Annotated in this window: 19 protein-coding genes and 1 tRNA gene; 10 read left to right on the plus strand and 10 right to left on the minus strand. The window is 64.1% G+C overall.

Features of this window, described 5'->3' with window-relative positions; translation table 11 throughout:
* Nucleotides 1-42 precede the first annotated feature (42 nt).
* Nucleotides 43-357: a helix-turn-helix transcriptional regulator gene (locus tag B1756_RS15010; protein ID WP_086889279.1), complete on the minus strand. Its 315-nt coding sequence runs from the start codon at nucleotides 355-357 to the stop codon at nucleotides 43-45.
* Nucleotides 358-471: 114 nt separating this feature from the next.
* Between B1756_RS15010 and B1756_RS15015 the strand changes: the two genes are divergently transcribed.
* Together B1756_RS15015 and B1756_RS15020 are read left to right on the plus strand one after the other, a co-directional pair.
* Nucleotides 472-801 (plus strand): DUF7111 family protein, encoded by a 330-nt coding sequence (locus B1756_RS15015; protein WP_086889280.1) that lies wholly within the window; start codon nucleotides 472-474, stop codon nucleotides 799-801.
* A gap of 112 nt (nucleotides 802-913) precedes the next feature.
* The gene (locus B1756_RS15020) at nucleotides 914-2,332 is read left to right on the plus strand and encodes a heme o synthase (protein WP_086889281.1); all 1,419 of its coding nucleotides are present in this window, start codon (nucleotides 914-916) and stop codon (nucleotides 2,330-2,332) included.
* 153 nt (nucleotides 2,333-2,485) lie between these two features.
* Here the strand turns inward: B1756_RS15020 and B1756_RS15025 are convergent, their stop codons facing one another.
* Both B1756_RS15025 and B1756_RS15030 read right to left on the minus strand, forming a co-directional pair.
* A complete protein-coding gene (locus B1756_RS15025; RefSeq protein ID WP_086889282.1) occupies nucleotides 2,486-3,313 on the minus strand; it encodes an ion transporter in 828 nt (275 codons plus the stop codon).
* A 178-nt stretch (nucleotides 3,314-3,491) separates the two neighbouring features.
* On the minus strand, nucleotides 3,492-4,487 hold the full coding sequence (locus B1756_RS15030; RefSeq protein WP_086889283.1) for an aldo/keto reductase: 996 nt from the start codon (nucleotides 4,485-4,487) through the stop codon (nucleotides 3,492-3,494).
* A 244-nt stretch (nucleotides 4,488-4,731) separates the two neighbouring features.
* On the opposite strand from B1756_RS15030, the gene B1756_RS15035 reads away from it, so the two are divergent.
* Nucleotides 4,732-4,878: a DUF1328 domain-containing protein gene (locus tag B1756_RS15035; protein ID WP_086889284.1), complete on the plus strand. Its 147-nt coding sequence runs from the start codon at nucleotides 4,732-4,734 to the stop codon at nucleotides 4,876-4,878.
* 315 nt (nucleotides 4,879-5,193) lie between these two features.
* Here B1756_RS15035 and B1756_RS15040 read toward each other — a convergent pair whose 3' ends face one another.
* Nucleotides 5,194-6,513: a DUF7544 domain-containing protein gene (locus tag B1756_RS15040; protein ID WP_086889285.1), complete on the minus strand. Its 1,320-nt coding sequence runs from the start codon at nucleotides 6,511-6,513 to the stop codon at nucleotides 5,194-5,196.
* A gap of 86 nt (nucleotides 6,514-6,599) precedes the next feature.
* A complete protein-coding gene (locus B1756_RS15045; protein ID WP_086889286.1) occupies nucleotides 6,600-7,268 on the minus strand; it encodes an HD domain-containing protein in 669 nt (222 codons plus the stop codon).
* 232 nt (nucleotides 7,269-7,500) lie between these two features.
* On the opposite strand from B1756_RS15045, the gene B1756_RS15050 reads away from it, so the two are divergent.
* The 3 genes from B1756_RS15050 to B1756_RS15060 all read left to right on the plus strand — a co-directional run bounded on the left by B1756_RS15050 (nucleotide 7,501) and on the right by B1756_RS15060 (nucleotide 10,048).
* Entirely contained in the window at nucleotides 7,501-7,917 is a 417-nt protein-coding gene (locus B1756_RS15050) for a cobalamin B12-binding domain-containing protein (protein WP_086889287.1), read from the plus strand.
* Entirely contained in the window at nucleotides 7,914-9,011 is a 1,098-nt protein-coding gene (meaB, locus tag B1756_RS15055; RefSeq protein WP_086889288.1) for a methylmalonyl Co-A mutase-associated GTPase MeaB, read from the plus strand. The genes B1756_RS15050 and meaB overlap by 4 nt, the downstream gene beginning before the upstream one ends.
* 71 nt (nucleotides 9,012-9,082) lie before the next feature.
* Nucleotides 9,083-10,048: an alpha/beta fold hydrolase gene (locus B1756_RS15060; RefSeq protein WP_086889289.1), complete on the plus strand. Its 966-nt coding sequence runs from the start codon at nucleotides 9,083-9,085 to the stop codon at nucleotides 10,046-10,048.
* A 76-nt stretch (nucleotides 10,049-10,124) separates the two neighbouring features.
* Here the strand turns inward: B1756_RS15060 and B1756_RS15065 are convergent, their stop codons facing one another.
* On the minus strand, nucleotides 10,125-11,378 hold the full coding sequence (locus B1756_RS15065) for a tRNA (N(6)-L-threonylcarbamoyladenosine(37)-C(2))-methylthiotransferase (protein ID WP_086889290.1): 1,254 nt from the start codon (nucleotides 11,376-11,378) through the stop codon (nucleotides 10,125-10,127).
* 114 nt (nucleotides 11,379-11,492) lie between these two features.
* On the opposite strand from B1756_RS15065, the gene B1756_RS15070 reads away from it, so the two are divergent.
* Both B1756_RS15070 and B1756_RS15075 read left to right on the plus strand, forming a co-directional pair.
* Nucleotides 11,493-11,810: a hypothetical protein gene (locus tag B1756_RS15070; RefSeq protein ID WP_086889291.1), complete on the plus strand. Its 318-nt coding sequence runs from the start codon at nucleotides 11,493-11,495 to the stop codon at nucleotides 11,808-11,810.
* The gene (locus tag B1756_RS15075) at nucleotides 11,811-12,329 is read left to right on the plus strand and encodes a PIN domain-containing protein (protein WP_086889292.1); all 519 of its coding nucleotides are present in this window, start codon (nucleotides 11,811-11,813) and stop codon (nucleotides 12,327-12,329) included.
* A 224-nt stretch (nucleotides 12,330-12,553) separates the two neighbouring features.
* Here B1756_RS15075 and B1756_RS15080 read toward each other — a convergent pair.
* The 4 genes from B1756_RS15080 to ribH all read right to left on the minus strand — a co-directional run bounded on the left by B1756_RS15080 (nucleotide 12,554) and on the right by ribH (nucleotide 15,266).
* A tRNA-Gln gene (locus B1756_RS15080) sits at nucleotides 12,554-12,656 on the minus strand.
* Between the two features lie 176 nt (nucleotides 12,657-12,832).
* Nucleotides 12,833-13,582, minus strand: coding sequence for an HNH endonuclease (locus B1756_RS15085; protein ID WP_086889293.1), 750 nt, complete (start codon nucleotides 13,580-13,582; stop codon nucleotides 12,833-12,835).
* A 117-nt stretch (nucleotides 13,583-13,699) separates the two neighbouring features.
* Complete coding sequence (locus tag B1756_RS15090) at nucleotides 13,700-14,848, minus strand: pyridoxal phosphate-dependent aminotransferase (protein WP_086889294.1); 1,149 nt, start codon at nucleotides 14,846-14,848, stop codon at nucleotides 13,700-13,702.
* Between the two features lie 4 nt (nucleotides 14,849-14,852).
* Nucleotides 14,853-15,266, minus strand: a complete 414-nt coding sequence (gene ribH, locus B1756_RS15095) for a 6,7-dimethyl-8-ribityllumazine synthase (RefSeq protein WP_086889295.1) — start codon at nucleotides 15,264-15,266, stop codon at nucleotides 14,853-14,855.
* Between the two features lie 141 nt (nucleotides 15,267-15,407).
* Here ribH and B1756_RS15100 point away from each other — a divergent pair, with 141 nt between their 5' ends.
* Both B1756_RS15100 and B1756_RS15105 read left to right on the plus strand, forming a co-directional pair.
* Nucleotides 15,408-16,568, plus strand: a complete 1,161-nt coding sequence (locus B1756_RS15100; protein WP_086889296.1) for a 5-(carboxyamino)imidazole ribonucleotide synthase — start codon at nucleotides 15,408-15,410, stop codon at nucleotides 16,566-16,568.
* Between the two features lie 49 nt (nucleotides 16,569-16,617).
* Nucleotides 16,618-17,256 carry an AIR carboxylase family protein gene (locus B1756_RS15105; protein ID WP_086889297.1) on the plus strand — a complete coding sequence of 213 codons (639 nt, stop codon included), beginning with the start codon at nucleotides 16,618-16,620 and terminating at the stop codon, nucleotides 17,254-17,256.
* Nucleotides 17,257-17,494 lie beyond the last annotated feature (238 nt).

Consider the following 17,494-nt stretch of genomic DNA (forward strand, 5'->3'; position numbering starts at 1 on the left):
GGTACACGCATTTTCGGGGCGGTCACACCGCGGTACATCGCGTCACTCGGCGTCGTCACGACGACCGTCGCCCTCGAGACACAGACACGTCTCGATCCACTGGACGTGCTCCCGGAGACGCCGCTCGCCGGCGCTGGTCAACGCGTACACGTCGTGAATCCCGTCGGTCCGCTTCTCGACGAACCCCGCGTCGACCAGCGCCGAGAGCGAGCCGTAGAAGGACTTCGGTTCGATTCGGTCGTCGTAGTGTGCCTCGAGTCTGGATTTGAGTTGCTGGCCGCGAAGCTGTCCGTCCTCGGCGGCCGCGAGGAGGTAACAGACGTCCCGACGGCGACCACTCTGGAGCCACTTGCCCATGGGCGTGCTGGCGTCGAGAAGGGCTCGAAGCTTCCGGTTTTCGGTGCGCCGTTCGAGGATTGCCCGGGTTCGCGAACCGACACCTTCCCGGTGTTGCGGTATCTAGTGGCGAGTATGACCGATCAGGAAACGGCGGCAGGTGCCGACGAAGAGCGTGATAACCGTCGCGTCGAGTCTGATGGCATCGTGGCCACGTACACCGAGACGGCGACCGAACGCGTGCTCACGTTCGAGGCGACCGCCGATTCCGTCGGCCACGGGACGGCAACCCTCGCCCAGAACCGTGACGGATACGCGATGGTGAAAGTCCGGTCGACGGTCGACGGCGACGAACTGGAACGCTACTACGGCTTCGACATGGCTCTCGACCACGCCGCAGACGTGCTCGGCGTCTCTCCACACGATCTCCCGATCCCCGAATCGGCTGCCGACATGGGGATGTGAGCGGCCGACCACGTCCGGCGGTGGACCGCCCGACGTGGAAGGATCGCTCCCCCTGGCCCAGAAAAAGCGGGACTGCTAAATAGCCGGAGTCGCACGTTTCAGAAGAGAAGTCGTGGCATCCGAGTTCCCCAGGCCGATCGGCACCCGCCGGCGTTTTTCCGGACTGCTGGCAGCGACGGCCGTCGGCGTCTACCTGCTGTTGATCGCCGGCGCGACCACCTCGCTCACCGACGCCGCCTCGGCGTGTACCACCTGGCCGACCTGTCACGCACCCGTCGATCCGCTCGACCAGACCCAGCTCGTCATCGCGTGGACCCACCGGCTCGCAGCTGTCATCGTCGGTGCACTCGTCGCCGCGACTGCTATCGTATCAGTCCTCGGGGACGTCTCGCGGCGCGTCCGGTGGACGATCCTCGTCGGGACCGCACTCTACATCGTTCAGGTCGGAGTCGGCGCTGCGACCGCGACCCTCGGTCCGTCTGCGATCACGCCGGGGCTCCACCTCTCCCTCGGCATCGCCGTTTTCGGTGCCATCGTCCTCGCACTCGCATGGGATCTGGAACTCGCGACCGGCACCGACGACGACGCCCTCGAGGCGGCCGATCCCGAACCGATTGATGAACCCGAACCAGCTACCGGACGGGCTCTCCCGCAGGGTGGGATCGCTCGCGCCCGGCTCACCGCCTACGCGTACTTCAAGATGATGAAGCCGCGGCTGATGTGGCTGCTCTGTCTCGTCGCCGCCGCAGGGATGGCACTCGCCGCCGGACCGGCACTCGACGTTCCGACGATCGTCGCCACGCTCGGCGGGGGCGTCCTCGCCATCGGCGCCTCGGGAACGTTCAACCACGTCCTGGAGCGCGACGTCGACCAGAAGATGTCGCGAACGGCAGACCGACCGCTCGCGGTGGACCTGATCCCGGTCCGGAACGCACTCGTCTTCGGCGGCCTGCTGACCGTCGCTTCGCTGGCCGTCTTCCTGACGATCAACGCACTCGCCGCAGCACTCGGGCTGGCCGCGATCCTCTTTTACAGCGTCGTCTACACGCTGTTGCTCAAGCCGAACACGGTCCAGAACACCGTCATCGGCGGTGCGGCAGGCGCGCTCCCCGCGCTGATCGGCTGGGCCGCCGTCACCAACGAGATCGGCCTCCCAGCGCTCGCGCTCGCGGGCGTGATCTTCCTCTGGACGCCGGCGCACTTCTACAACCTCGCGCTGGCGTACAAAGACGACTACGCCCGCGGGGGCTTCCCGATGATGCCCGTCGTCCGCGGCGAGACCGAGACTCGCAAACACATCGTCTACTACATCGCCGCGACGCTGGTCGGCACTGTCGTCCTCGCGTGGCTCACCGATCTCGGTGCGCTGTACGCCGCGACCGTCGCAGTGTTCGGGGGTATCTTCCTCTGGACGGCCATCGTCCTTCACTTCGAGCAAACCGAGCGCGCAGCGTTCCGGTCGTTCCACGCCTCGAACGCGTTCCTCGGGGCCATCCTCGTCGTGATCGTCGTCGACGCGCTGGCACTTTGAGCCACGACCACGAACTCGAGTGGCCTCGAGATGCGTCTCGTATCTCGAACCAACAGCACGGCCATGGTCGTCGGTTACTGGTCGCGAGTACGCCGTCGTGATCTGTCACGTAATCACGTATTCGATCCGAGTGGACGGCGACCGATCGGTCGGCTATCGTCGACCCTGTCGCGGGTTCTCGAAACGGGCGCTGGTCGTGTCATCGCCCAGGTCATCTCCGGGCCGATGACCACATCGAGGACACGCTCTCTGTCGTGATTCCTCGAGGAAGCCGGAGGCGATGAGCGACGCTGGAAGTGCGAACAACCCGATGCCGAGGACGGCCGTGAGACCACCGAGTAGCTGGCCAGCCGGCGTCACGGGATGCATGTCACCGTATCCGACCGTCGTGAGCGTGACGACGCCCCACCAGAGTGTCTGGGGAATCGAGGAAAACGTCTCCGGCTGGGCCTGGTGTTCGACCAGATAGACGAGATTGGACGCCACGACGAGAAGTACGGCGTCGACAACGGTGACGACCACCAGATCGGTTTTCTTCTGCTCGAGGATACGAACGAAAACTGAGAGTGACCGAGAGTACCGGATAAGTTTGAGGAATCGAAGTGCACGGAGCACTCGCAGGTCGCCACCGAGGCCGAAGGCCACCAGGTAAAACGGCAGGACCGCGAGCAGATCGACGATCAGTAACGGTCGAGACGCGAACCGGATGCGGCCGGAGATAGGCCCGGAGTAGTCGGGATGCTCGACGGCACTCCAGATTCGACCGAGATACTCGACGGTGAAGAGGGCTACACTGCCGACCTCGAGCCAGAAGAGAACCGTCCGGTACTCACGGGCGACTGAATCGACCGTCTCGAGCATCACGGCAGCGACATTTACGAAGATAAGGGCCATGATCAGCCAGTCGACGACTTTCCCTGCCTGACCGCCACGATCGGGTGACAGGAGGAAGAACGTCGTTCGTCGCGGTGAAGTAGACATACATGCAGAGTCGAATGACTCCACCGTAAAAACGTGAGTTTTCGCTGCCACTACTGGTCACGACGTTTCACAGATTGCTCGGTCGTTCGAGTGACAGGTTCCGCACGTCGAAGTACTTTCGGTGGAGACTCGGCTGGTAGAATATCCGTTCGAGTGAGGTCGACGCCCGTCGACGACGTCAGTCGTTCGTGCGAGCCGCGTCGATACGACCGAACTGCTCGTCGTTCAGCGAGAGCTCGACCGCACCGACGTTCTCTGCCAGCTGGTCCGGATCACGCGCACCGACGATCGGCACGCAGGTGAACCGATCCTGATCCATCAGCCAGCGCAGGGAGACCTGCGCCGGCGTCGCGTCGACCTCGTCGGCGACCTCTTCGACGACCTCGAGGACACGCCAGGCCCGGTCGGTCGCGTAGTAGTCGTCGAACCGCTCGCTCAGCGTTGCTCTCGAGCCATCCGGCCCCTCGACGCGGCCGTCGTCGGTCCGATCGTACTTGCCGGTGAGGAAGCCGCCGGCCAGCGGCGAGTACGGACAGACCGCGAGGTCCTGATCGGCACAGACGTCGAGGTAGTCGCCGACGGCGTCGTAGTGGGCCGCGTTGACCATTGGCTGGGTGACGTCGAAGCGCTCGAGTCCGTCGACGTCGCTGGTCCACAGCGCCTTCGTGAGTTTCCAGGCGGCCATCGTGCTCGCCCCGAGGTGGTTGACTTTGCCTTCACGGACGAGGTCGGAAAGCACCGAGAGGGTCTCCTCGATAGGTGTCTCGTCGTCCCAGCGGTGGATGTAGTACAGATCGATGTAGTCGGTTCCCAGCCGCTCGAGGGTGCCCTCGATCTGGGCCCGAACGTGCTTGCGACCGAGGCCGGAGTCGTTCGGCCGGGGATCTCCCCAGCCGTCGAACGGGAAGTAGACCTTCGAGGCGATGACGAAATCCTCGCGATCGTAGTCGGTGAGCCACTCGCCGATCCACTCCTCGCTCGTCCCGTCGGGGTCGCCGTAGACGTTCGCCGTGTCGATGAAGTTGATGCCCTGGTCGTAGCAGGCGTCGAGCAATTCGTGGGCTTCATCGCGGGTCGTCTCGACGGTCTCGCCGTGTCGCTTGCCGAAGCGCCACGTGCCGAAACAGAGTCTCGAGACGGTCGTACCCGTATTTCCGAGCGTCGTGTACTCCATGTGCGCTGGTCGACTGCCGGCGACAAAATGGATTGGGAAGCGGCGATGGTCGTGTGTCGGTAGTCTCGGCGTGCCAGTATGCGAAGGGCCGGGACCACGACTGGGCCGTCTCTGGATCGCTCCCACGAGGTCTGCTCTCCGCGACGACATCCACGCCGGTTCGTGGACTGGTACCCCCGAAGAAGGGGGATCGGGGGCACAATCAGGCCCTGCCCCCTTCCGTCTCGCACCCGTTCGTTCGGACATGCTCGAACTTGCACTGCTGTTCTTCGTGATCGCGATCGTCGCGGCTGCACTTGGCGCGACCGGCGTCGCCGGTATCACCATGTCCATCGCGAAGTGGCTGGTGCTGATCTTCCTGGTGCTGGCTGCGCTATCGCTGCTACTGTGAGGCGCCAGCGCTACGCGGATCGATCCGGATCGGGCCATCCCGAGTCCCTGATCCAGTACTGAGAGGCCAGTGACACCGTAGGGAGGTACCAACGAGATGGCGTCGCCAGCGAGCGCCATCAGCACCGACAGCGTTTACTCTCACTCCACAGCGTCCACGTCGATTCTCGCACTGGTTCCCTGAGACTGGACGGTTGCAGTATGGGAATCAGAAACAACCACCGTCTCACCACTTCCTGCTCCAGTACCCACCATAGCGACGATCGGCTGAAGCCTGACGCCTCGAGCCCGGCGGGGCGTCCGTGCGATCCGGACGTCAGCGACCGGGTCCCCAGTCGTCGGTCTCGTCGTCGGTATCGGTATCTGCGTCGTCGGGATCGGTGCGAGGCACGTCGGTATCGAACTCCTGGTCGCTCGAGTCGTCCCCGTCGTCTGGGTGGGATCGATCGTTTCCGTCGGCTGCGACGTCCCAGCTAGCGTCGGATCCCCAGGAGGGTGAATCGCCCCAGACGGCCGTCTCGTCGGGGTCGTCGGGTTCCTCCTCCGACCGTGCCGTCGGACCTGTGTCGGTTCCTGAACCTGTGGCTGACCCTTCCCCTGCACCCGTCGTGAATCCTGGGCTACCGGACCCGACTGGTTGACCTGACGCGGCCGGCCCCGGCTGGGGTCCTGTCCCGCCGGTGGCTGCACCCGTCGGAGCGCGAACCGCCTGTCGCTGCTCGGGAATGAGGTCGAGCGAATCGTCCGTATCGCCGAGCAGCAAGAGTGCGTAGTAGCGAACGTAGGTTCGGATCGGCGTCTCGAGCAGCGAGAAGGCGTACTCGAAGAGGAGGTACCCGAGCAAGAGCACGACCAAGACGACGATCCCCAGCGCTTCGTGGATCGCGAGTGCGAGCACGAGGAGGATCGCGAACAGGAAGATGCCGAAGAAGAACGCGGCGAAGTAGATACCGGCGTAGAGGAAGACGATGGCAGCCCCGAGTACGAAGCCGACCAGCAAGAACGCGAGCAGGCCGGTCCAGTTCGGTCCCATCGAGCCGGCCACTCGTCGCCACCCGCTTATGGGTCCACGACCTTCGTGGAGCATCGTCGGGACGACGAACGCGTTCGTCAGGACGCTCACGATCCAGCCGACGACACCGAAAACGAAGCCAGCGAGCAAGAGCGCACCGAGCTGGCCGGCGGTGAGGTCGTCGGGCGCGCCGACGTCCCCACCGAGGACGACGGCGGCGACGAGGGCTACGAAGAGGCCACCGACGACGATCCAGAGTGCGATTCGGAAAGCCAGCAACAGGAGGCCGTTCTTCAGATTGGCTCGAACGTACCGCCTGAGGTGCATCTCCTCGGACCGCAACGACTCGACGTAGACGAACTCGAGGATGGCCGCGAGGTATCTGAGCAGGAGGAAAACCAGGAGGAGGGAGGCGGCGACGACGGCGACGATCGCGAGCGTGTCCGTATCTCCTACCCCCTGCATGGCGAGTTCGGCGGGGATATTGAACACCTGGTACAGGAGACCGAGACCCCCGATGAGGAGGATCAGGAGACCGAGTTTCAGGTATCCGGCAACCCCTAGCGCGTGGAGGTACCGTTTGGTGACGCGGAGGGCATCACCGAGATTATCGGCGGCGTACATATCGTTTCACTAACTAGTCTCGGACGTAAAATACGTTCCCATCTGATGACAGTCAGGATCGAAAAGGGGGATGCAGCCGCTGGCACTCAGAGGCCAGCGATTTCGTCTTCGAGCCACTCACCGAACCACTTTACACGTTTGAGCCGCTGGTGAGCGATTCCCTCGGCGGTGTCACTCTGGACCCGCGAGGCGGCGTCGTACCCGCGCTCGAGTACGCGGTCGACCATCTCGTCGACTTCCATGTGGGTTCGTGCCTCGTAGCCCATCCGCAAGAGCATTAGCGTCGTCCCGTTGGCGCCCACCTTGTCGAGGAGGTCCGCCTCGATGAGACACTGGGTCTCGAGTGCGAGGTCGGTCAGGTCTCCCTGGTAGGAGTGATGTTCGATGGCCCGACACACCTGTGCGATGAACGACTCCGGGTAATCCGCACGGGCCTCGAGGTACTCGCGGGCGACGCGAGCGCCAGCTTCGGCGTGGAGTTCCTGGTCGGTCTCGAGTTTGGCGACGTCGTGAAAGAGCGCGGCGACGCGGGTGATGTCGACGTCTGCACCCTCCTTGCGTGCGATTTCCTCGGCGAGTTCGACGACGTTGAGGATGTGGTTGAACCGGTACTCCGCGGAGTGCCACGGATACCAGCGCATCCGGCCGCCCTCGCCTTCTTTCTCGACGCTGGCAGCGAGGTACTCGTAGACGAACGCCTTCATTTCCTCGAACTCGGCGTCGGTCACCCTGCTCTCTTTTATCTCGACGCCCACGAAAGATCCCTCCGCAATAGACGAACGATAGTCATTACGGGAATATTTGTCCGATGGACTCTTTAGCCTTTGGTTCGGGATGGTTTTGCCGTTCGAGAGGGTTACAAAATGCAACTGGTCGGTACCGGAACTGGTCCGTCCGTGAGCTTCGCTCAGCCAAAATAGTCAGCGTCCGAGTGTATCCCTCAACAACTTCCGTTAAAGTCAAACAGGGGGGCCGGGAAATGAGGGTATGAGCAGCGAACAGGAAGGGGAGTCGATCCGGTGTCTGGTCGCCAAAGTCGGTCTCGACGGTCACGACCGCGGAGCACACGTCATCGCACGCGCGTTCCGCGACGCCGGATTCGAAGTCATCTACTCCGGACTGCACAAAGCGCCCGAAGAGATCGTCCAGGCGACGGTCCAGGAAGACGTCGACGTACTGGGAATCTCTATCCTCTCGGGTGCCCACGACACGCTGGTTCCAAAGATCATGGACGGACTCGAGGAGTACGGCGCAGCCGAGGACACCCTCGTCCTCGTCGGGGGCGTCATTCCCGAGGAAGACCGCGCTGAACTCGAGGACGAGGGCGTCGCCGAGATTTTCGGCCCCGGTACTTCGGTGGAGGAGACGATCGAGTTCGTCCGCGAGAACGCCCCCGAGCGATGAACGACGAGGACCTGCTCGAGGCCCTGCTGGCAGGCGAACACCGCGCGCTGGCCCGCGTCATCTCGAAGATTGAGGATCGCTCGCCCGGCTACCGAAATCTCGTCTCTGACCTGTACGCCCACACCGGCGAGGCCGACGTCGTCGGCATTACGGGGAGCCCCGGGGCCGGGAAGTCCACGCTGGTGGACAAACTCGCCGAAACCTACCGCGACCGTGGCGAGACCGTCGGCGTCATCGCGATCGATCCGTCCTCACCCTTCTCCGGCGGGGCGGTGCTCGGTGATCGCATCCGCATGGCCTCGACGGTGGGCGACATGGACGTCTTCGTTCGCTCGATGAGTGCTCGCGGCACCCTTGGCGGCCTCTCGACTGCCACGGCAGACGCCGTCAAGGCCATGGACGCCTTCGGCAAGGACAAGATCATCATCGAGACCGTCGGCGCCGGCCAGAACGAGATCGATATCGTCCAGACCGCAGACACCGTCGCCGTCCTCGTTCCGCCCGGGTCCGGCGACGAGATCCAGACGCTGAAGGCAGGGATCCTCGAGATCGCCGACGTCTTCGTCGTCAACAAGGCAGACCGGCCCGGTGCCGACCGGACCGTCCAGGAACTCCGGGAGATGATCCAGCTGGGTGAGGGTGCCGGCTTCGGCGGTGGCGGCCATCACAGCCAGGAGGTCATCGACGCACACGACGACTGGGACCCCAATACGGACGAGGAGGCCGACGCCGGCTGGACGACGCCCATCGTCGAAACCGTCGCCACGAAGGCTGACGGCGTCGACGATCTCATCGACGCGTTCGCAACCCACCGCGAGTACCTCGTCGACTCCGGTGAGCACGCAGCGCGAACCCGCCGTCGCTACGCCGAAGAGATCAGGACCCTCCTTCGGGAGGACGTCCACGCGCTCCTCGAGGCCGACCTCGAGCGCGCAGGCGGCGTCGACGACCTCGCCGAGGCCGTCCGGCAGGGCGAAACCGATCCCTACAGCATCGCCTCCGACCTGCTCGACCCACTCGAGCGCTGTCTCGAGGACGTCGAGACTGACCTCGACGTCGACGCGAACGGCGTCACCGAGTCGGACGACCGCTGATGCCTCGCGAGTTGCAGACGACCTGAGAGGGCAGCCCCACGTTCAAGACCACTGACGACGAACGCTGGCGTATGCGTGCCCGAACCCTCCTCGCCGGGGCAGTCGGCGCCGTCGGCGCGGCCGTCCTCGGCAACCGAGCCCTCAGGCGACGTGCCGGTGATCTCGAGAACCCGCTCCCCGGGATCGAACGAACCTACCAGTGGCGCGGCATCGAGACCCGGTATACCGCCGCTGGCGATCCGGCAGACCCGGAACTCGTTCTCGTCCACGGTATCTATCCGGGAGCCGGCAGCCACGAGTTCGAACCGGTACTCGAGCGACTCGCCGAGCGCTACCGGGTCTACGCGATCGACCTCCCCGGCTTCGGTCTGTCGGAGCGACCCCCGCTCGTCTACTCGTCGACTCTCTACACCGAGTTTCTCCGGGACGTTATCGGTACTCTCGCGGACGAACCGACGCTGATCGCCTCCTCACTCACCGGATCGTACGCGGCGAACGCCGCCAGCGACCCTGCCGTCGACCTCGAGCACCTCGTGCTCGTCTGTCCGACGGACCACTCGGCCGACGAACGGCCAGTCTACCGCCGTCTCCTCCGGTCACCGGTCGCCGGGACGACGGCGTACAACCTGCTCTCGAGCAAGCGAGCGATTCGACAGTTCTACGAACAATCCGGGTTCTACGACCCCGCGAACGTCCGGTCCGACCTGATCGCCCAGACCTGGGACAGCGCTCACCAGCCAGGGGCGCGGTACGCGGTCGCCTCCCACGTCGCCGGGTCGCTCGATCCTGGCCCCTCGTTCGACCTCGGAGACGAACTCGCGTCGCTCCAGGTTCCGGTCACCCTGGTCTGGGGCCGGGACGCAGAGCGCGTCACCCTTCGGGAGGGGCGAACCCTCGCCGAAACCGCAGACTGTGATCTCGTCGTTCTGGACTACGCTACCCAGTTGCCCCACGTCGAGCACCCGGCCGAGTTCGTCGAGTACCTGTCGGCGGAACTGGTGGGCGTCGACACCGACGCTGGCGGGAGTGAGAGCTAAGCCCGGCCTCGAAAGTGAGTGCCGAACCCGAGGGTCGACAATAGAAACCCGGCAAACGAGAGACGAACGACGCCGATCAGACCGGCTCGCCGAACGCGTACATCGTCTCGTGGGCCGTTACTTCGAGGTCGACGAAGTCGCCGGGATCGAGGCCGTGCTCGCTCGCGTTCTGGACGATCACCTGTCGGTAAGCCGAGTCGCGACACTTCACGGAGTCGCCGACGCCGTCCTCGACGACGAGACAGTCAGCTCGCGTGTCGCCGACCATCTCGGCGTAGGCCTCGCCGACGATTTCGCGCTTCAGGGCGCTCATCTCCTTCGAACGCTCCTTCTTGATCGTCCCGCCGAGGCCCTTCATATCGGCGGCGTCGGTCCCCGGTCGCTTCGAAAACCGGGTGACGTTCACCTTCTCGGGACGGGTCTCCCGAAGTAGCTCGAGCGACTGCTGGTGATCTGCGTCGGTCTCGGTGGGGAAGCCGACGATGAAGTCAGTCGAGAGCGTCCAGTACTCGAGGGCCGCGTCGAAGGTCTCGACGACCTCGAGGTACTCCTCGACCTGATGCTGGCGGCGCATGTCGCCGAGGACGTCGTTGCTCCCGGACTGGACGGGTGCGTGCAGGAAGTCGTACAGTTCGTCGTACTCGGCGAAGACCTCGGCCAGTTCCTCGCGAATGCCGTGGACGCCCTTCGGATTCGCCATCCCGACGCGAACGCGGAAGTCGCCCTCGAGGTCGCAGATGCGCCCGAGGAGTTCGTGGAGCCTCCGTTCACCCTGGTCCCAGCCGTAGACGCCGGTGTCCTGACCTGTAATGCGGATTTCCTTCGCGCCCGCGTGGATCAGCGCGCGGGCCTTCGCGACGTTCTCCTCGATGGGCGGCGACTCGATCTTGCCCGTGGCGTGTTTGGTGATGCAGTACGAGCAGTCGGACATACAGCCCCGGGCGATCGGGAGGATGCCGACGACGCCATCGAGGATGGGCTCGGCGTCCGGCGTCGTGGTGGGACACTCGCCGTTTGTCACCGCCTCCGGGACCTCGTCCCAGTGGAGGACCTCACCGTCGACTCCCGCATCGTGAAACAGGTCGCCCTGGGCAAGGGCCATACAGCCGGTGACGTAGAGGTCCGCCGTTTCGTCCGCGAGTTCCTCCGCTCGTCGGAGCATGTTGCGCTCGGTCTTCTCGACGACCGTGCAGGTGTTGAGGATGGCCACGTCGGCCTCGTCGGGTCCGTCGACGCGGTGGTGACCGGCGTCGCGGAGCCGCCGCTCGATCTCGCGGCTCTCGCCGCGATTCGAGGTGCAACCGTATGTTTCGATGTGGTAGCGGGCCATCCCTCGTGATACGTCGTCAGAGGCGCGGAGTCAAAAGCCCGACGGATCGACGGCTCGAGTGTGCCCGTTCGGTTCCCAGAAAGAGTTAACCGACGGCACTCACAATGTACACACATGAGTTCGGAGAGTAAAAAGCGAGTGCAGTTTCGCGCTCCCCGGGGGTTAGTCGACCGTGCGGACGCCCTCGCGACCGTCTTCGAGACGGACAGGACGGACATCCTCACGGATGCACTCCGAGAGTATCTCCGAAATGCGTCCCACGACGACGAGATCACACAGGAAATCGCCAGCGCCTACTACGACGACGAGATCACGTTCGAGCAATTGACGGCGCTCGTCGGCCACGAGTCGGCGGCAAACTTCCGGGTCCTCAAAACGCAACTGAACGACGACTTTCTCGACGACGCTACGACGGAGTTGTCGGATTCGTAGATGGCACGGATCGTTGCAGACACGTCCGCACTCGTGAGTCTTGGGACGGCTGCTAACCACGACGTTCGGCCACTCGATCACCTCGTCGACGAGCACGAGGTCGTCGTTCCCGAACGTGTCGTCGGCGAATTGCGAGAGACCGCAGCGTACGACGACCGATCCGGAACCGGTGCTGGGGCCGTCCTCGAGCGGCTGTCTCGTATCGAGGTCCATCAGACCGAACTGGACCCAGATTTTCCGCTCGACGATGGCGAGAACGCCGCCGTCACGTTGGCCAACGACCTCGAAGCGACGCAGTTACTCTGTGACGAGTTCAACCAGCTCGCACTCGTACACGCGTCGCTTGCCACTACCCGACTCGTGACCACGCCGACGCTCCTCATCGCGTTCATGCGGAACGGACACCTAGAGGCAGCCGACGCACTCGAGGTGCTCTCGGACCTTCGTGCTGCCCGAAGCTGGGAGGGGAATGCCTACGTCTCTCGTGCTGTGGCCACCCTGGATCGAGAGTTGGATTGATGGTTCGGTGCTCGGGCAAGTGGTGTGGGAATTCGTAAGCGTGCTATCTCGAGTCGTCTGAAAGAGGAACGTACGGTAATGTAGAACCGATGAGGCAAAAGAATTTATATAAAAATTTATCATGGTCCCGGGCAGATCCGAACCGCGAGGACTCGAATCCTCTCGTCTTCTGGGCTCGAACCGCCGAGGATACTTGCGCCTCACGAGTTTGTTCGGCGCAAAAGTAGTCCCGGGCGGATTCGAACCGCCGTCCTGAGCTCTCTTCCGTGACGGCCGAAACCGAACACGTCCAAAGGCTCAGATGATTGGCCACTACACCACGGGACTTCTCGTTTCACTCGTCGTCCCGTGTACCTCACAGTTCCGTTGGAACTGCTTGCCACCACGGGACTTCACACTACGACCGAAGTCCCGTGAGGCTCGTAAATCCGTTGGATTTACTCACCACCACGGGACTGCCGTAGTGTGTTCGAATTTCGGTAAGCCACGGTCACACAATAGTGTTACTTTTCGCCGTCAATCGGAACCGGAATCGTCCCCTCCTCGGCCAGGCGATGACAGCTCCGACAGAGCGTAATCACGTTCTCCATCGTGTGCGCTTCGTCCGGGTCGTCGAACGAACGGACGGGCTGGACGTGGTGGACGTCTGGATTTCGACCGATCTCGTCTCGACCGACCCCACAGTGGCGGCACTCGTATCCGTCTCGCTCGAGCGCCTGCCGTCTGATTTTCCACCACCGCTGCCCGTAATCAATCTCGCCACCTTCCCACTGGTGGTGGTCCGGGCCGACGACGTTCTCGGAGAGCCACTCGCCGTGACAGGTGCGAGAACAGAATACTCCTTGCGTTCGCTTCTCGAGCAGTCTGGAACGGACCTCGATCGAGGCGCTGCAGGCCCGACACTCGACTGATATGCGCTCCCCCTTCTCCGATGGATTCTCAGGGAGGAGTCCGTCTGCCGCGTCCACGCAGTCAGGACAGTACACGCCGAGCTTGTCGGAAGGATAGTACTCGAACGCCGAGTCGCACAGCTTGCACGTCGTCGTCTCCTTACCACCCTTCCAGTGGCCGTTGTGTTCTCCGGCGTTCGGGTTACAGTCGTCGCAGTACTCACGCCTGGCCTTCGAATCGTAGAACTCGAGCCCGCAGCCCGAACAGGTTCGATTCGGAAGCGGGTCGCCGTGGACCTTCGTGTGGTGCTGGCGCATCCCTCGTTCGGTCGAGAGCGATTTCCCGCAGGTCGGACAGTCCATGCCCCTGCTGGCCGCGCTATCGCTGATAAACTCGAGTCTCGAATCGAACCTGACTGATCGAGCACACTCGACGCGTCCGCTCGAGTCTCAGCGCTCCCGAAGAAAATAGCCCGCCGATCAGAGGTAGCCTTCGTCGGCCAGCCGTTCGATCCCTTCCTCGAGCCGTTCTTCACTCGCAGCGTAGGAGATCCGGGCGTAGCCGGGCGTGCCGAACGCACTCCCCGGCACGGTTGCGACGTGGGCGTCTTCGATCGCACCCTCACACCAGGCCTGATCGTCGTCTGCAACTGGAAGCATCATGTAGAACGCACCCTCGGGAACGGCGACGTCGACGTCGTGGTCGGCGAGCAGGTCGACGACCAGATCACGCCGCTGCTCGAAGGCCTCGACCATCTCGGCGACGGCCTCGTCGGTGTTCTCGAGCGCTTCGATGCCGGCGTGCTGGACGAAGTTCACCGCCGACGACACGGAGTGGCTGTGGAGCTTTCCGGCCTGATCGATCAGTTCTTCGGGGCCGGCGAAGTAGCCGAGTCGCCAGCCGGTCATCGAGTAGGCTTTCGAGAAGCCGTTGACTGTCACGGTGCGGTCGGCCATTCCATCGAGCGTGCCCAGACTGGTCGGCTCGACGCCGTAGGTGATCTCCTTGTAAATCTCGTCGGAGATGACCGTGATGTCGTGCTCGACGGCGAGGTCGCGGACGCCCTCGAGTGCGGCGTCGGAGTAGACGGCACCGGTGGGGTTCGACGGCGAGTTGACGATCAACAGGTCGGTGTCGTCGGAGACGGCCTCACCGAGTTCGTCGAGGGCGGGCTCGAGCTGGAACTCGTGGGCCGAGAGATCGACACGCGTGAGGTCGCCGCCGGCCATCTTGACCATGGCCTCGTAGGAGACCCACGCAGGGTCCAGCAGGACGACCTCGTCGCCGTCCTGGACGAGCGCGGAGATAACCTCGTACAGCGCCTGCTTCGCACCCGGCGTGACGATGACTTCCTCGGTCGTGTGCTCGAGGCCGTCGTCGACGAGTTTGTCGACGATCGCTTCGCGAAGCGAGAGGATGCCCGAGGACGTGGTGTAGCCGGTGTGGCCGGCGTCCATCGCCTCTTTGGCGGCGTCGATGACGTTCTCCGGCGTCGGGAAGTCGGGTTCGCCGACCGAGAGGTCGACGACGTCTGCGCCGTCGGCCTCGAGTTCGGTCGCGAGCGCGGAAATGGCGAGCGTTGCGGACGGTTCGACTCGGGTTACGCGGTCAGTGAATTCCATGGACATGGTCTTACTGTGGCTCCGGCAGTTGATCGACGAGGTCGAGTGCGCCGTCGACGGCTTTCGCGGCGTTTTCGACGCGTTCGCGTGCCTCGGCGGCGGACATCCCGGGACCCGTTACACCGAGAGTCACGGGGGTATCACGCTCGAGACTGACGTCGGCGAGTCGCTGGGCGGCAGCGTCGGTGATCACCTGGTCGTGATCGGTGTCGCCCGTGATGACGGTGCCGATCACCGCGACGGCGTCGACGGGCTCGAGGCGAGCAAGGCGGTCTGCAGCCAGCGGGGCGTCGTAGACGCCGGGGACGCGGACCGTCTCGTGTACTTCCGCGCCCGCCGCGCTCGCGGCCTCGAGTGCGGCCTCTTCCATCTGCTCGGTGATCGGCCGGTTGAACTCGGCAACCACCAGTCCGAGCGTGGTCATATCCGAGCGGTAGGGTGGGCGGGTAAAAGAGGTACCGTTCTCGGCCGACTCCGGCGTTCGTTCCGGGCAACGGGGTCTGTGCGTTCTGGCCGACGGTGAGTATGAGAATCCTTAAGCGCGGGCGCGGACAACCGCCGCGCGATGACGACGTTACGGACACCCGGGCCGACGGTCGGGGTCGTCGGTGGGGGACAACTCGGTCGGATGCTCGCCGAGGCTGCCTCGCCCCTCGGCGTCGAACTGGTCGTTCTCGATCCGACGCCGGACTGTCCGGCCGCGCTGGTCGCACGCGACCAGATCGTCGCCGACTTCGACGACGAAGCAGCCATCCGGGGCCTCGCCGAGCGCGTCGACGTGCTCACCTTCGAGATCGAACTCGCCGACCAGGACGTCTTAGATCGCGTCAGTGAGGAGACGGGGACGCCGGTCCACCCGAAGCCGGCGACGCTCGAGACGATCCACGACAAACTCGTCCAGAAGCGCGAACTCGAAGACGCGGGTGTCCCGGTTCCACCCTTCCGTGTGGTCGACGATGCCGAGGATATTCGTGAGGCAATCGACGACTACGGCGCGCCGGTGATGCTCAAGGCCCGGACGGGTGGCTACGACGGTCGCGGGAACGTCCCCGTCGAGTCGAAAGCCGAGGCCGAAGACGCTCTCGAGGACGTCGCCGGGCCCGCGATGGTCGAGGCGTTCGTCGAGTTCGAGCGCGAAATTTCGGTCATCGCGGTCAAGGGCGACGGCGAAATCGCGGCGTTCCCCATCGGTGAGAACGTCCACGAGGAAGAGATACTCAGGGAAACCATCGTTCCCGCGCGCTCGAGTGAGGTTGTCGAGGAGCGTGCGCGTGAAGTTGCAGCGGACGTGCTCGAGGTGATGGAGGGCCGCGGGGTCTACGGGATCGAACTGTTCGAGACGACAGAGGGGGGAGTCCTGTTGAACGAGATCGCCCCGCGTCCGCACAACTCGGGTCACTGGACGATCGAGGGGGCCCAGAGTTCGCAGTTCGAACAGCACGTTCGTGCCGTACTGGGATGGCCGCTCGGGTCGACCGACCTGCGCGCCCCGACGGTATCCAAGAACCTGCTGGCAGACGTCGACGAGTCACAGGAGGCAGCGCTTGCGGACCTCGACCGCATCCTCGAGAGCGCCGGCGTGAACCTCCACTGGTACGGCAAGCGCGAGGCTCGTCCGCTCCGGAAGATGGGCCATCTCACCGTCACCGCGCGCGAGGACGAATCGGCCGACGAACTGCTCGAGACCGCCCGTGATCTCGAGGACGCCGTCACGTTCCGATCGTAGCTGCGGTGTTTACCACTGATTGAAGTTCCTTCCCGGACCACCACCAGCTATGAGCGAGAGCGTTAGCGATCTCGTCGACCGATTGCACCGCGAGGCCGATCAGGACCGTCCCACCGAGGAGACGCCCGACGTCGGCATCGTCATGGGGTCGGACAGCGACCTCGAGGTGATGATGACCGGCGGGTCGCGTCCCGGGGCATACGACGCCTTTGTTGACGAACTCGGCTTCGCCGAGCAGACCGATTTCGAGAACCCGCCCGAGGAGCGCTTTACGTTCGAAACCTACGTGACCTCGGCCCATCGAACGCCTGATCTGATGACCGCCTACGCCGAGACTGCCGAGGACCGCGGGCTCGACGTCATCATCGCGGGCGCGGGCGGGAAGTCGGCGGATCTTCCCAACATGACGGCCTCGATCGCCTATCCGCTGCCCGTGATCGGTGTGCCGGTTCAGGAGAAGTCCGTCGACAGCGTCATCGGCATGCCTGCCGGGGCTCCGCTCGTGGCCGTCGACGCTGGCAAATCGTTCAACGCTGCGCTGTCGGCTGCCCAGATCCTCGCCCGCCAGTACGACGAGGTGCGCGACCGCCTCGTCGCCTACCACGAGGACCTTCGCGAGGGCGTTGGCGACGTCTCTCGAGAGCTCCACGACGGGGGAACGGCGGCGTTTCGATCTCGTAGGGAGTAGTTGTTTTCGGCGGTTGCCAATCGACGACCGATCGACCAGGTCGACGGAGTCTACGGTTGCCACAGCCCCGACCCGTTTCAACCCGCCGGTTACCACCGATGTGGTCGGTAGGCCGATCCCGTGGACTCGTTTCTCCGGGTAACGCACACGTGATCAGTTTGGTGACCGGTGGGAAGCCCCGTCTGGAGCCTGTGTAAGGCTGGATTACCGTTTCGTTCACGGCAGCAATTTCGACAGA

The sequence above is a fragment of the Natrarchaeobaculum aegyptiacum genome, from assembly GCF_002156705.1.
GTDB classification, from domain to species: Archaea; Halobacteriota; Halobacteria; order Halobacteriales; family Natrialbaceae; genus Natrarchaeobaculum; species Natrarchaeobaculum aegyptiacum.